This is a genomic window from Idiomarina loihiensis (assembly GCF_024584785.1).
GTDB lineage: Bacteria > Pseudomonadota > Gammaproteobacteria > Enterobacterales > Alteromonadaceae > Pseudidiomarina > Pseudidiomarina fusca.
The window spans coordinates 2819693-2833754 of the sequence record NZ_CP074112.1 but is presented as its reverse complement, the minus strand read 5'-3'; the positions used below and the strand labels follow the sequence as shown (position 1 = coordinate 2833754).

At 48.0% G+C, this 14062-nt stretch carries 13 protein-coding genes; 7 read left to right on the top strand and 6 right to left on the bottom strand.

Annotated elements, in window-relative coordinates; all coding sequences use genetic code 11:
* Positions 1–25: 25 nt before the first annotated feature.
* The gene (locus KGF88_RS13535; protein WP_153826876.1) at positions 26–2557 is read right to left on the bottom strand and encodes an ExeM/NucH family extracellular endonuclease; all 2532 of its coding nucleotides are present in this window, start codon (positions 2555–2557) and stop codon (positions 26–28) included.
* 74 nt (positions 2558–2631) lie between these two features.
* Between KGF88_RS13535 and KGF88_RS13530 the strand changes: the two genes are divergently transcribed.
* Together KGF88_RS13530 and KGF88_RS13525 are read left to right on the top strand one after the other, a co-directional pair.
* Positions 2632–3099: a DUF488 domain-containing protein gene (locus KGF88_RS13530; protein WP_153826877.1), complete on the top strand. Its 468-nt coding sequence runs from the start codon at positions 2632–2634 to the stop codon at positions 3097–3099.
* Between the two features lie 109 nt (positions 3100–3208).
* Entirely contained in the window at positions 3209–3904 is a 696-nt protein-coding gene (locus KGF88_RS13525; protein ID WP_162014576.1) for a 2OG-Fe(II) oxygenase, read from the top strand.
* A gap of 19 nt (positions 3905–3923) precedes the next feature.
* On the opposite strand, the gene KGF88_RS13520 is transcribed toward KGF88_RS13525, so the two are convergent.
* Complete coding sequence (locus KGF88_RS13520; RefSeq protein WP_153826879.1) at positions 3924–4367, bottom strand: OsmC family protein; 444 nt, start codon at positions 4365–4367, stop codon at positions 3924–3926.
* Positions 4368–4437: 70 nt separating this feature from the next.
* Between KGF88_RS13520 and KGF88_RS13515 the strand changes: the two genes are divergently transcribed.
* The 3 genes from KGF88_RS13515 to KGF88_RS13505 all read left to right on the top strand — a co-directional run bounded on the left by KGF88_RS13515 (position 4438) and on the right by KGF88_RS13505 (position 7702).
* Complete coding sequence (locus KGF88_RS13515; RefSeq protein WP_153826880.1) at positions 4438–6117, top strand: NAD-dependent malic enzyme; 1680 nt, start codon at positions 4438–4440, stop codon at positions 6115–6117.
* 67 nt (positions 6118–6184) lie between these two features.
* A complete protein-coding gene (locus KGF88_RS13510; RefSeq protein ID WP_153826881.1) occupies positions 6185–7195 on the top strand; it encodes a hypothetical protein in 1011 nt (336 codons plus the stop codon).
* Between the two features lie 18 nt (positions 7196–7213).
* Positions 7214–7702 carry a methylated-DNA--[protein]-cysteine S-methyltransferase gene (locus tag KGF88_RS13505; RefSeq protein WP_153826882.1) on the top strand — a complete coding sequence of 163 codons (489 nt, stop codon included), beginning with the start codon at positions 7214–7216 and terminating at the stop codon, positions 7700–7702.
* Positions 7703–7708: 6 nt separating this feature from the next.
* Here the strand turns inward: KGF88_RS13505 and KGF88_RS13500 are convergent, their stop codons facing one another.
* On the bottom strand, positions 7709–8227 hold the full coding sequence (locus KGF88_RS13500; protein ID WP_162014575.1) for a WYL domain-containing protein: 519 nt from the start codon (positions 8225–8227) through the stop codon (positions 7709–7711).
* Positions 8228–8442: 215 nt separating this feature from the next.
* Here KGF88_RS13500 and KGF88_RS13495 point away from each other — a divergent pair, with 215 nt between their 5' ends.
* On the top strand, positions 8443–8727 hold the full coding sequence (locus KGF88_RS13495) for a hypothetical protein (protein WP_110075495.1): 285 nt from the start codon (positions 8443–8445) through the stop codon (positions 8725–8727).
* A gap of 11 nt (positions 8728–8738) precedes the next feature.
* On the opposite strand, the gene KGF88_RS13490 is transcribed toward KGF88_RS13495, so the two are convergent.
* Positions 8739–9836: an NAD(P)/FAD-dependent oxidoreductase gene (locus KGF88_RS13490; RefSeq protein WP_228759543.1), complete on the bottom strand. Its 1098-nt coding sequence runs from the start codon at positions 9834–9836 to the stop codon at positions 8739–8741.
* A 282-nt stretch (positions 9837–10118) separates the two neighbouring features.
* Between KGF88_RS13490 and KGF88_RS13485 the strand changes: the two genes are divergently transcribed.
* A complete protein-coding gene (locus KGF88_RS13485; protein ID WP_153826884.1) occupies positions 10119–11009 on the top strand; it encodes a MaoC/PaaZ C-terminal domain-containing protein in 891 nt (296 codons plus the stop codon).
* A gap of 14 nt (positions 11010–11023) precedes the next feature.
* Here the strand turns inward: KGF88_RS13485 and KGF88_RS13480 are convergent, their stop codons facing one another.
* Both KGF88_RS13480 and arfB read right to left on the bottom strand, forming a co-directional pair.
* Complete coding sequence (locus KGF88_RS13480; RefSeq protein ID WP_153826885.1) at positions 11024–13513, bottom strand: penicillin acylase family protein; 2490 nt, start codon at positions 13511–13513, stop codon at positions 11024–11026.
* A 129-nt stretch (positions 13514–13642) separates the two neighbouring features.
* The gene (gene arfB / locus KGF88_RS13475; RefSeq protein WP_110075498.1) at positions 13643–14062 is read right to left on the bottom strand and encodes an alternative ribosome rescue aminoacyl-tRNA hydrolase ArfB; all 420 of its coding nucleotides are present in this window, start codon (positions 14060–14062) and stop codon (positions 13643–13645) included.

The following is a 14062-nucleotide window of genomic DNA, read 5'->3' as shown; positions in this document are numbered from 1 at the left end:
TCGTTAACTGAATCCGTGGGAGCGCTTAGGCGCGGCGACGGAAACCTGCCATCAACAGCGCAACTAAACCGAACCATAGTGGGAACGAGCTGCTAGTAGTAGCATGGTCGATGTTAACATGCTCTTCTTCTGGCGTTTCCGCACCTGGATCTTCTACGTCTGGGTCAGTACCGCCATCGTCATCTGGGTTAGACTCAACCGTGGTAAAGGCAACGATAACTGGATCGTGGTCAGAGCTACGATACGGGTCTTCGTTATAGTACTGAGTATCTAATGGGATATCTTTGTACTCAAGGTTGTAGTCGAATACCTTAGGTTCGTCAGCATTGATGTGCCAAGCTTGCGCTGCAACAACTTTCGCAGTCATAGCTTCTGAACCGAACGCGTGGTCTAGACTACCTGACTCATCACGATACCAGTAAGTATGAGTAGCTTGACCTTCTTCTGCAAAGGCTGCCTTCAGGTTAGTAAAGCCACCTTCAACCATTGCCGTGATTGGGTCTTCCATGGTGTAAGCATTCATGTCGCCCATCACGATAACGTCTTCGTCAGTACGTCCGGTTGGGTGACCTGCTAACCACTCTTGTAACTTCTCTACTGCCGCTACGCGAGTCGCATTCCAGCAACCTTGGCCATCGCCAGTGTCTTTGTCACCATCAGCAGCGCTGCTGCTACAGCTGCCTTTAGAGCGTAAGTGCGCTACTACGAAGGTAAATTCGTCTTCGTTCACTAGGTCTTTAAAGGTTTGTGCTACTGGAGGACGGCTACCGTAATCAAACGGCACCTGAGTCGTGAATACGCCAGTACCGGTTTCAGCAACACGGTCTGTACGGTAAATAATAGCGTTAGTAATAGCATCGCCACCGATAATACCTGAGCCGCCAACGTTAACGAAGGCCCACTCAGAGTCACCAGCGTCGTTAAGTGCTGCAACTAACTGCACCAACATGCTGTTTTCACCATTACCGTCATTTTCTAACTCAATTAAACCAACCACATCGGCTTGTAAGCCCAGGATGGCAGCAACTGCTTTAGGTAATTGACGATCGTATTCAAGAATATTGTTCGCGCCACGCTCGGTCGGGAAGCCACCGCCTTGGCCGTCACCGTTAAACAAGTTCAACAGGTTGAAGACAGCCACGCGCACGTCACCCATTTCTGCTGCTGCCGGAGCAGTAGTACGTGGGTTGACATCAACAAATTGTAAATCTTGAGTTGGTAACAAACGATACTCGTCAAACGAGTAGTGCATGATACCTTGTGGATTGGTGATTTCTGTACCTAAACGCAAGGTGTTATCGGCACTTAAACCGCCTGGAGGGAAAGGCACGTCGGTAGCATTAGTTACGCTGCGAGCGTCATCAATGCGGAACACACGCGCAGCTTTGGCAGCAGCGACCGCTTTAGCTGGTTCACCAGGTGCGGCAATTTCAGTAGGTGTCATAAGGCGCTCATCGGCCACTTTAAATTCACCGTACTGGCCTAATTGGTCGGTACCAGTCACTACTACTGGGTGTTGCACTTGTACCAACATACCTTCAAAACGCTCAAACTCGTCGCGTGAAGTCAGTGGCAGTTCTAACGCCGCAGGAGTCACATCTTGGCCTTCAGCACAAACAACCATGTTGCTGATGTTTGATAATTGAGTGCCATTAAAGTATTCAGCTACTTCACCTTGTACCCGCACCAACTGCCCAGCAACTGGAGTGTAAGCTTCTGTTGGTGAATAAACGAAGATACCTTCTGAGCTGTTCGGATCATCATCTTGATGAGCATCTTCTTCTTGCAGGAAGAAACCATTCAATGGCCGCTCACCTGACTTATACACACCCGTCACAACAGCTTCAACGATAACGATTTGGCCCACTAACGGAGAGGCGCCAGTAGCTTCAGATAGGGCATTGCCTTGAATCGCTGAAATGCGATGAGCGCTATCGCCACACACACCAAACTCAGTTGGTTCTGGTTCTGGCTCCGGCTCTGGCTCTGGATCGCTACCAGCATAACCAGCGTGCGAACCTAAACCGTCAAAAGTATCTTTAGCAAAAGCATCCCACTCTAGCGCTGGGTCAAAGGCATCTTCAAAGTTGCTATCGCCAGTCATTACTGAATCTTTACGACGCAGAGTCATATCAATTGTGGTTACGTCACCGCTTTCCCACGCTGTGCCTGGGTCTTCACCTAATTTGCCGAAGCTATCAACAATCACGTCGCCTTTAACCAACGCCCAACCATCATCACCGTTGTGGCTAATGGCAGAAGTTTCGATATCAGCATAACCTTTCAAGGTAGCGTTGGCTGATGAATGCACTAGTACATAAGTTGATTTAGCTGCAAGGCTACCGCTTAACGCAATGTTTGCCGGTTCGAGGCCGCCATTAGAAAAACGTTGCAAAGTGTACTGACTTAAGTCAACTGCGGCATCGGTGGTATTAAAGAGTTCAATCGCTTTATTGTTCGAAGAACCTTCGATATATTCAGAAATGATAATGTCTGCACTAGCTGCGCTACTGGCCAAAAGCGCCGTAAGTGCAAGAGCAATATTGTGACGTTTCATAGTCTAATCTCTTGTTGTTGTGTAAGCCTAGAGTGTAGGGTCTTGTACTATAACCCAGAACGATTAACATTTTAATGACTTTTTGTGACAAACGGGTGACAAGATTGCAGATTAATGACGCTATAAAGTTAAAAAGAGTGTATGACGCGGCTCAGAGCGACGATGGTAAACGAGTGTTAGCTGATCGACTTTGGCCACGGGGCCTTAGCAAAACTAAAGCTCAGATTGATCTTTGGTGTCAGGCAGTTTGCCCCTCAACCAAGCTACGACAGCAATATCATCGCGGTGAATTGAGTTATGCTGAATTCGTACCCGCTTATCAAGCCGAGTTAGCAGAGTTAGATCAACCCTTATTGGAACTCATGCGCATGATTCGGCAAGGGCCTATTACTTTGCTCAGTGCTGTTAAAGACCTGCATCAATCCCACCTGCCGGTGTTGCAACATGAGCTAATTCAGCGTTTACATGCCGAAGATGTAGCAGCTAGCGATGAACCAAGCTCCCCCGTTTGCTACGGTAAGCAATTTGATCATTGGGATTAACAGCCGCAGCGCATCCTGCTAAGCTCAAGCCATTCAAAAAGCTGGCTATGAGCCATTTATGGACTACCCATATAGGTAGGCATCCACACTATTACTGCTGGAGCATGCTGTGACGACTGATTTTATTGAAGTGTATGATAACGCGCTATCTGCTGAGTTTTGCCAAAACTTTATTGACACTTTTGAGCAGAGCCCGCACCTCACGACCGGTCGCACTGGCGGTGGGGTGGATACCAACAAGAAAATCAGTGAAGACCTCTATCTTAACCAGCATCAAGAGTACGCCGCACCACTGGCCACCATCTGTGATGTCACGACTCGTTATGCGCTTGAGTATTTCAAAAAATATCACTTTGCGTTGATTGCGCCGGTAGGTCTCCAAGTTCGCCACACTAGCACCGGTGAACCGGTTCATCTAACCCACGAAAATTTTAATGAAGTTGCGGCCGGACAAGAGTTGGCCTTTATGCAGTTGCTGTATCGACTAGGCCCAATTCAAGCGCAAAAGTACGCGCAAGGGCGCGGCAATTATAATTACTGGCATTGTGAGGTTTTTCCAGAAAAGAACAGTACCGAAGCGCTGCATCGCAGCTTGTTATTCATGTTTTATTTGAATGATGTAGAACAAGGCGGAAGCACCGATTTTTATTACCAGCAACGCTCTATCCAACCCAAACAAGGGCGGATGGTGATAGCCCCCGGATACTTTACACATACACACCGCGGCACTGTGCCTGTTTCTAATGATAAATACATTCTCACCAGTTGGATTTTATTGAATCAGGGCAACCGTATTTTTCCTTAACGGTTGCCCACAGGCGTGATTAAGTGTTAAGCACTTGACCATCGCTGTCTAACACAGTGACTGCAACATCAATACCACTGCGTACGCTCTGAGTAACCACACAGAAATCTTCAAACTGTTCCAGCACCCGCTCCAGTTTGTCGATACTGGCAGCTGGTTGCCCCAAATGTAGCTCTACCGCTAAGTTAGTGATGCGCCAACGACCATCAACTCGTTCTGGATCGCCACTTACACGCGCCCAAACTTGGCCTGGGTCACCTTTAAACTTGCGAATAGCAAACATTAAACTCGCCGCTAGACAGTTCGCCACAGCAGTGGCTAACAACTGACTTGGACCTGGGCCCTCACCATGCCCAACGGGCTCATGCTCATCCGTGACCATCTGCCCAAACTCACCGAAGTCAATTTCAAACTTGTAGTTCTCGATTAACTGAAGTTTTATATCAATTGCTGGATTTGCCATGCCGTACTCCTATTTTTCTGCAATAATAGTGCGTCGTAACTAATACCCCTTCGTGCAAGGAGAATGATTCATGAAGAATCCGTTGTATATTCCCTATGCAGGCCCCAACCTGTTAGAAACCCCATTGCTCAACAAGGGGAGTGCTTTTACACGCGACGAGCGTGCCGCCTTTAATCTAACCGGGCTACTGCCGCCACGATACGAAACGATTGAAGAACAAGTAAAGCGTTGTTACCTGCAGTATTCAAGTTTTGATACCGCCATCAACAAACATATTTATTTGCGAGCCATTCAAGATAACAACGAAACTCTTTTCTACCGCTTGCTCACCGATAATCTCGAAGAGATGATGCCGATTATCTACACCCCTACTGTAGGTGATGCGTGTGAACAATTCTCTGATATTTATCGTTCTTCGCGCGGATTATTTATCTCTTACGAAGAACAAGATCAAATGGACGACATTTTACGCAATGCCACCAAACGTAAAGTTAAGGTGATTGTCGTTACCGATGGCGAGCGGATTCTCGGCTTAGGTGACCAAGGCATTGGCGGCATGGGTATTCCCATTGGTAAGTTAAGTTTGTACACCGCCTGTGGTGGTATCAGCCCGGCCTATACCTTGCCGGTTTGTTTAGATGTGGGTACCAATAACGAAAAGCTCCTAAACGATCCTATGTACATGGGCGCTCGACATAAGCGTATTGACCAAGCTGACTACGACGCTTTCATTGAACGCTTCATGCATGCCCTGAAGCGACGTTGGCCTGAAGCCATGATCCAGTTTGAAGATTTTGCCCAACCCAATGCTATGCCTATTTTGCGTAAGTACCGCAACGAAGTCTGCTGCTTTAACGACGATATTCAGGGTACGGCGGCGGTCACTGTTGGTACTTTGTTGGCGGCCTGTAAAGCTAAAAACGTGCGCCTACGTGATCAAAAAGTGACCTTTGTAGGTGCGGGTTCTGCCGGGTGTGGTATCGCTGAGCAAATCATTCAGCAAATGGTTGCCGAAGGCCTTACTGATGCCCAAGCGCGCCAGCAAATTTTTATGGTCGACCGGTTTGGCCTATTAACCGAGGGTATGGCAGATTCACGCGATTTTCAGCAAGCCCTAGCGCAGCCGCTTAACCAGTTACAAAACTGGCAACATAGCGGGGATTACGCCTCCTTGTTAGATGTGATGCATTGTGCCCAGCCTGGCATTTTGATTGGCGTATCGGGCCAACCTGGGCTGTTTACTGAGCAGGTGATTCGTGCCATGCAGCAATACACTGAGCAGCCAATTATTTTTCCGCTGTCTAATCCATCCCGACAGATCGAGGCGCATCCAGCCCATGTCATTGAATGGACTGACGGACAAGCTATTATTGCCACCGGTAGCCCGTTCGACCCAGTCACTTATAAAGGCCAGCAGTACCCTATAGCCCAGTGTAATAACAGCTATATTTTCCCGGGGATTGGTCTCGGTGTGTTGGCAGTGAAAGCTCGCATCATTAGTGATGAGATGCTGATGGCCGCTAGTACTACGCTGGCAGCTCATTCACCGAGGGTTACTGGCGAGAGCGATTGCCTGTTACCAGGCTTAACTGCCATTGCCGAATTGAGCAAGGCAATAGCCTTTGCGGTTGCTAAAGTGGCCCAAGCACAAGGCTTAGCCTTAGAGATCAGCGACGAGCAATTGCAGCAGAAGATTGATGCCAATTTCTGGACCCCGCAATACCGTCAATACAAACGTGTAAGCATTTAATGAAGACGCTGGCATCGTTACCATAATCCTTGTATCTTCAAAGGCATCTATTAGCTGGAGAAGATACATGCGACGGCTGGGGCGATGCCTTTTTTTTAGTTTGCTGTGCGGTGTTGGGCTGGGGTGCTCAAGCACAGCTGCGCAAGCAGCAGAGCAAGCCAAACAGTTGGAGCAAACAGAACAAGCCGAGCAGACCGAGCAAGCCGACGACCCAGCCTTGGTTGATAAATTTCGCGAAGGTTTGACCTACTCAGTCAACGCCTCTGCGCGTTGGCTAGACTCGTTTTTTACCGATGAAATCAACCCAGCAGATTACAACACCGCCAGTGGTAGCCTGACGCTAACCCCAGAGTGGGATGAATACGATGGCTTTTCGATTGATTCTAGTTTTCGCGCTAAAGTGGTTTTCCCTCATGCCAAACGTCGTTTTTCTGCCATTATCGGACGTGGTGACTTCGATGATTTTATTAACGATACCCAACAAACACGCCCCTCGGTGATTCGGCGTGACCAAGCCGACGAAGAATGGATGCTTGGGCTTGGCTTTGATCCCTATGTTGAAGACCATCACAGCTTATCTTTTGGCGCTGGTATCCGCGGCGGAATTAATCTAGACCCCTACGTAAGAGCACGCTATCGTTACGAAACCATTGCCGATGAAAATACCGAATACCGACTGCAATCCGTTGCTTTTTGGCGCGATAGTGATGGTTTTGGCGTGGCACAAACCGTCACTGTTGATACCGCGCTTACAGACCGATGGTTCAACAAGGTATGGGTACGCGGCACCTTTGCCGAACGCACTGAAGGGGTACGTTGGCATGCGTCAGAAAAAATCTATTACATGTACCATCACGAGCGCGCCATCGGTGCTGAAATTTGGTGGTATGGCGAAACCGGACATCAAGTTCCTCTGCAAGATGTCGGGCTACGCGCCATCCACCGCAGTCGCTACTCACGCGATTGGCTGTATTTTCAAACTTGGGTAGGTGTCCATTGGCCGCGCGAAGTTGTTACCGAAACACGACAGCCACGCTGGCTAGTTGGCTTTGAAATCGAGATGTTATTTGGCAACTAAAACACGACGAGGTTTTTAATGATTTTTCAGCAAGCCATCGTGAGTCCATTGGGGCCGCTTATCATTACCAGCCGTAGAGACTTGAATGAGCGCAACATCAAGGGTGTTGGTGAAGCCATAACCGCTATTGATTTTGTTGCTGAACCCGATGCTTTAGCCGCACCCAGTGCCCTCACCGAACAAGCGGCAAAGCAACTAGAGGCCTATTTTGCCGGACAATTAACCCAGTTTGACCTACCGTTAGCTGCGGCTGGCACTGCGTTTCAGCAACAAGTGTGGCAAGCTCTGTGTACCATTCCCTCTGGCACTACCGTCAGCTATCAAACCATCGCAAACAGTATCGCCAAGCCCAAAGCGGTACGAGCTGTCGGCATGGCGAATAGCCGTAACCCCATTGCGATAGTAATTCCATGTCATCGGGTGATCGGTGCCAACGGAACCCTTACGGGTTACGCTGGCGGCCTAGATAAAAAAGAAGCTTTATTACGTTTGGAAGGAAGTTGGTAATGCGCGCTAGGAGTGCGGATAGATCTCAACCATTTTTCGCAGCTGCTTGGCTATCTCAACACGCAGTTGTTTAGGCTCCAGTACCTCTGCATAGGGACCACAACTTAAGACCCAACTGATTAACTCTTTTGAAAGAGGCAACTGCGCCGTTAACAAAATTGACTCACCATTTTCTTCGATTTTCTGATTCGGCAACAACGGCTGCGATTTCAGAAAATGTCGTAAACATGGCTGACATTTTAGTTTGACGGTCTGCACCGCAAAATTGCTTTTACCATCAGACGGAATAGACAACAGCGGCAATAAAGGCGCATCTTGCACAATACTCCATCCATACGGTCGTGAGCGTTCATCTGCAACTAGCGGGAAAACTTCTGACAACTCAACTAAATTGCGTTGCACGGTACGAACGCTGACATCAATCCCATGCGTGACGAGCTTATCACATAGCGAACTCACATCTATCTTTTGAGGCTGCCGCGGAATATGCCGCAACAACATCAAATATCGCATCACTCTCTGCACAGACATACTCCTTGTCTCAACTACTTATTGTTTCTTTTACTTTTGTAGCTTACCGCCAATATGCGTCACACCATGACGCATGCAATCCATCCTGTAAAGATAAAGCAAAAAGTAACTATGCTACATTGTATAGTCAAGCTTAATCCGCTTAACTTATGTGCTAGAATGCCTTTCTGGTTGTTATGGCATTGACCTCAACTTAGCGGAGAATACTTATGCGACATATTCTGATGATGATCTTAGCTGCGGCTAGCTTAGCTCTGTTGGCTCAACCAGCTCATGGACAAAGTAGCGAACAAGCCAAGGAACAAAGCAAACAAACGGCAGAACAGGCACGCGAAGAACTTAAAGCCAAACGCGAAGCCCTACGTGAAAAAATGAAAGCCGAAAAAGAAGCTCTAAAAGAGCAACGCACCACCGAGCGTGAAGCGCTGCTCAAAGATAAAGAGAAAAAGAAAGACGATAACGGTAAGAAAAAAGACGATAATGGCCGCTATTAAGCGGCCATTGTTTATTTATCTTTTAACCGCTCTACACCCATAAACTTAAGTGCAATTCGCTCATATACCGGCTCACTAGTACCTCGTTTAACTTTAAACATAAAGTATTTCTCAAAGGCTATTTTGGCTAAATGAACCCATTTACCTGAGCCCGTCCAATTACGATTACGTGGTGGATTTTGCGGTACTGCCAAAAATGCCGCACCGGTATTCCCCATATCTGCCAAGCACAAAGCACTCAGCGTAGGAATTGAGTCCACCTGCTTACCCTCTACTAGCGCACAAATATTATGCACAATAGCGGTCGTCATTGATTCAATCATGAGGCCAGTTTTAGGTGCCCCAACCGGCACTGGTGTGGTTTCAATAGGGGCCAAGGCAACACAGACACCGGCTGCAAAAATATTGTTATACGTAGGAGAACGTTGATATTTGTCAGTGATCACAAAGCCTTTGGGGTTGCATAGGTCTGGCACTGCCGCAATGGCCTCTGAACCTCTGAATGAGGGTAAAAACATCGAATGAGCAAACTCAAGCTGCTGGCTTGCTACTACCTCAGCTTTGGTATCGAGTTCATCAAAATGTACTACACCGTCAGTGAGCTTGGTGATCTTGGCGTTGCAAATCCAGCGAATGCCATGCTCGCGGAACTTATGCTCCATCAGTCCTTTTGAGTCACCGACACCGCCTAAGCCCATATGCCCAATGTAAGGCTCTGGCGTCACAAAGGTAATTGGCACTTGATCACGGATTTTGCGTTTACGCAATTCGTATTCCAACGACAACACATACTCGTACGCAGGGCCGAAACAACTGGCTCCAGGCAGAGCTCCGATCACCACTGGGCCTGGATTTGAATAAAGACGCTTAACATCTTCATGCGCTTTCACTGCATGATCCACCGTACAAATAGACTGACTAAAGCCCTCTGGACCACTGCCTTCCACAGCTTCAAATGCCAGCCGCGGACCACTACAAATCACTAAATAATCAAAAGCTCGATGGCTACCATCACCCAAAGTTAACTGATTATTCGCAGCATCGATAGCAGCTACGCCAGCAGGAGAAAAGGCCACCCCCCGCTTGGTCAGGTACTTAGCAATTGGCATCACCACGTCATCGCGCGTTCGCGTAACTCAAAAGCAACGGACACCCCACCTAAACCAGCACCTATCACGATCACATTAGCCATCTCGAATCTCCTGCTGCTTTCTTGCTTTTGTATTTCGCAATTAACTAAAATATGATTCAAGATAGGTCATTAGTCAAACTTTTACACTCCATTCTGATAAGTATTTTTAGATTTCGGCTTGAATTTACTAGAGGTATAACCTGATTCCAGCAAATTTATGGTATAAATACACCCTGACTTTGTTTAAGGACTTGGCGTTATGCATATGGAACACCCAACCACACTGCCAAATTTGCCAGGCATGTTTTTTCGTTCACTATTTACCGTGGCGCGAAAAGACGATGTAGCCGCAGATGCTTTTCAAATAAGTGATGTGTTTCAAGCTCCAGGTTTTACTAATGAGCGCTTACAGCGCTATCACGAAGCCTTTGCCGGATTCAGTAATGAGGTGCCGTTAACCTTAATGTACTGTTTGGCACAGCGCGTACACTTAGCGCAAATGCTTGGTGAACAGTTCCCTTGGCCAGCACCTGGGCTAGTGCACGTGAGTAACGCTCTAGAACAACATCAAGCGGTGGCAACAAATACCGACTTTATTATCAAAGCAAGCATTGCTATTCCTGCGCGTGGACCCAAAGTGTCGCCGCGCCGTTTGCGCCCGCTATTTACCGTTGAGTTCTGGCAAGACGAACAATTGGTCGTCACCTGTACCAGCGAATATCAAGTGATGCCGAAATCATCAGCAAAAGCTCCGTCTCGCGACAAGAAAGTTGCCGAAGGGCCCAGTGAACCCTGGCAAGCTTTGTCGGAATGGCAATTAAATGAAGCGAGTGGGCGCCAATACGCGCGCTTATCAGGTGACTTTAACCCGATTCATCTACATCCGTTAGTCTCGCGCTGGTTTGGCTTTGAACAACCTATTATTCATGGGATGTATATGGCAGCTCGAGCTCAAGCAGAAATTGAACGTGCCGCTGGTAAAGCCGTGCGTGCCATTGATGTGTCGTTCAAGCGTCCGATCCCCCTGCCAGCTCGTATTCGTTTGTGGCAACAGTTAGATGAGCAACAGCAGAGTGGTCGTTATCAGATTTGTGGAGCTGAAGACCACCTTCAACGACTTGAAGGTGGCTTTCAGTTTCTTGCCGACTAACCCTGGCTAACGGCTTACTGGCTGCTGCCAGTAAGCTGTAATTCAACCTCAGTATGGGCGTCGATATCCGCTTGATGGAAATACAGCGGACGTAGTTGTGGCTCGCTCGAGTAAAGCAAGGTCTGATCAATAAAGTGGTCTGATTCACTGTTTGAACTTTGCGAGTAAGATAACAAACCCTCTGCAATCGGGCCATCATCAGTAAACTCTAAAGCGAACATCCAGCTTGAACCATAAGTAATATGGTAACCGCCAGCGGCAGCACTCAAGTCAGATCCTGGCAATAACGGATAGCGATGACGCGGCAATACCGTACCATCGTTACCCATATTGCTGCGGAATACGTTAAAGCCACCTTCAATATTGTGAGCTCCGCCCCATGGCAGCTTCAGGCCAGAAGCGCTGCCATCAGCTAGACTTTTCTCAACAAACTGCACACTGCCCAAGGGCGCATTAATGTCTAATCCAGCGCCAATAATACGTTGCTGTGCAGCGGCTAATTGCTGCACCACAACCTCGTTAGCAGCTAAGGTATGAGGCGTCGTAAGCGGTAGCTCTGGGTTATAAGGAACCTGCCATTGCGGGTTACGATTAAACTCAAAAGCAAATTCACGGAACACCATGGCACCCACGCTGTCCACATTCATTAAGCCGTCCCACTGCGCTAAAGCACCACAAGCCGGAGCTATCACATCCGTTGTTTGTGCGTCACATAAAGCCAGTAGATCGGTCAAAATGGCTTCACCTAAATAGTTGCGGTTACCAATCAAGCGATCCACTAGGTCCGCACGGGTAAACAATCCATTTGCCGAACCACCCTCAGCTAGCATTTTTTGCCCTAAGCGCGAGCGTAACGACTGCTGATTACCGACCGGACCCCACAATGGCGATACCCCAGAAATCGGTGCCTCTGGATTGGTTAACCAAAAACTATCGTTTGAGTTTTGGACAAAATCGGTACGCTCCAATTGCGGTGCTTGCGCAAAAGGCACGGTACCCTGTGGCATAAAGGCACTATCATCACCGGGGAAGATAAATAAGCCCGATTGCTGGGTTAAAGCCTGATACAACGGATGCTGTGACCAAACAGCTAGAGCTTCTGGTGCAATATTAGGTACCGAAGAGCCGTCGCTGAAAAACACATTACCGTCTTTATCCGTCGCCATCGCATTGTTAAATATCGTTCCGGTAAAGTCAGCAAAGGTTTGTTTATATTCAGCAATACTGCTAGCTCGGTTCATCCCAAACCAATGGTCAAACAGTTCATAGTTAGGAAGGTTTGCATCATGCAAGGCATAGGCTGCTACTTGACCGGTCGCATCATTCCCCCATGGCAAGGCATTAGGAACAATAATTAGGGGGCCAAATTCGCTGTAATAACTGGTTTTTCTAAGCGTCATGTAGCTATCAGGGCCATTAGCAACGCGAATTTGGTGAGTTTTGGTGGTCATTTTCACCGGTTCACCGTCTAACAGATAGGTAGTGCCTGTGCTGTCATTGGTATCCAGGGTTAAGCGATGGATGGTAAAGCGTGATGCTGTAGAAAACGTATGGGTCCAAGCTACATCCTCGTTAAAGCCGATGTTGATAATACCTGGCATCCCCGAGAGCGAACCACCAACCACTTTTAAGTGGCCCGGAACCTCAATACCAAACTGCCAAAAACGTTGGTTCCCTGAGTGTGGAAAATGTGGATTAGCAATCAGCATCCCTTGGCCCGAGGCACTAAGATCTTTACCGATAGCCCAACCGTTGGAGCCCGCTTCAGTCGGGTTAGTATCCGGAATGCCTACCGACTGCGGCTCAAACTTCAATGGCACCGGCTGGCCTGTGGCAGCATCAGTGACAATACTTTGATTACTAGGTACGGCTAAAAATAACGGCCCGGTGAAATTAGCGGCGCCCGGTAATAAAGCCACACCCTGCGCATAGGTCATTAAATCAATCGGCGTGATCGGCTGCACCCATGGCGCATTTGCGCACGCGGGGTCGATATTAGCTACCCCAGTATCAGCTAAATAGCGGTTGTAGCCGGCGGCATAACCGGTGATCAGTGCTTGGGTTTCTTCGCTAATTTGCTCAAAGCCTACTTCTGCATTTTCGCGAATCCCCAACGTTAAAAAGCCAAAATCTGTCAGAATATTTTCTGAATCACCTGAACCTGGCACCGCATCAGGGCCGTGGTAATAGCCACGTTGAGAATTAAATTTCACCACTTGGTCGGCTAATATACAGATATTATCTTGAGCGAAAGCATAACCTACGCCATAGCCTAAGCTTTCCATATTGTCAGCGCTTACATAAGGTACGCCGTAATCAGTCCATTGAATTTTAGCATCGAGCTGGCCATTCGGCGCGAATGCCACTAAGCCGCTGGGTGCTGGGGGTGGTGTTTCTGGTTCAGGCTGCGTATCCGGTTCGCTATCACCGCATGCCGCAAGAGCTAAAGAGCTACTGAGGACTAGGGTCGCCAGCAGCGACCGTTTGAATTTAGGAGTGTACATAGGTGTACCTTTTGTTCTGTGGTTGTTGTTATGGCGCGTTGATTATTAATCAAACGCTTGTTTAATTATTGTACTTCAGTATTACCCGAAACCTAACCATCACGCAATCACAAAAAGGTCACATAGTGTTTAGTCCGCCGGCTTTCTGCGTAAACTTTTAATATCACCGCGCTGCTTCTTTTTGGCTACACGGCGCTGTTGACTGGCCTTGGTTGGCTTAGTGGCAATCCGCTTTTTGCGGATCACATTGACGCTCGCAACCAGGTCAATAAATTGCTGCAAGGCCTCTTCACGATTCGCTTGCTGACTGCGTGACGCTTGGCACTTGATGATGATTTTGCCACTTTGAGTAATACGGTGGTCGCTTTTCGCCAATAGCCGCTGTTTATAAAAATCAGGTAACGACGAGGCCTGAATATCAAAAATCAGTTGGGCTGCCGTGGAAACTTTATTGACATGTTGCCCGCCTGCTCCACTTGAGCGTACAAACTGCCATTCAAGCTCTTGTTCCGGGATCGATACACGTTGAGAAATCATAATCGCGGCCAT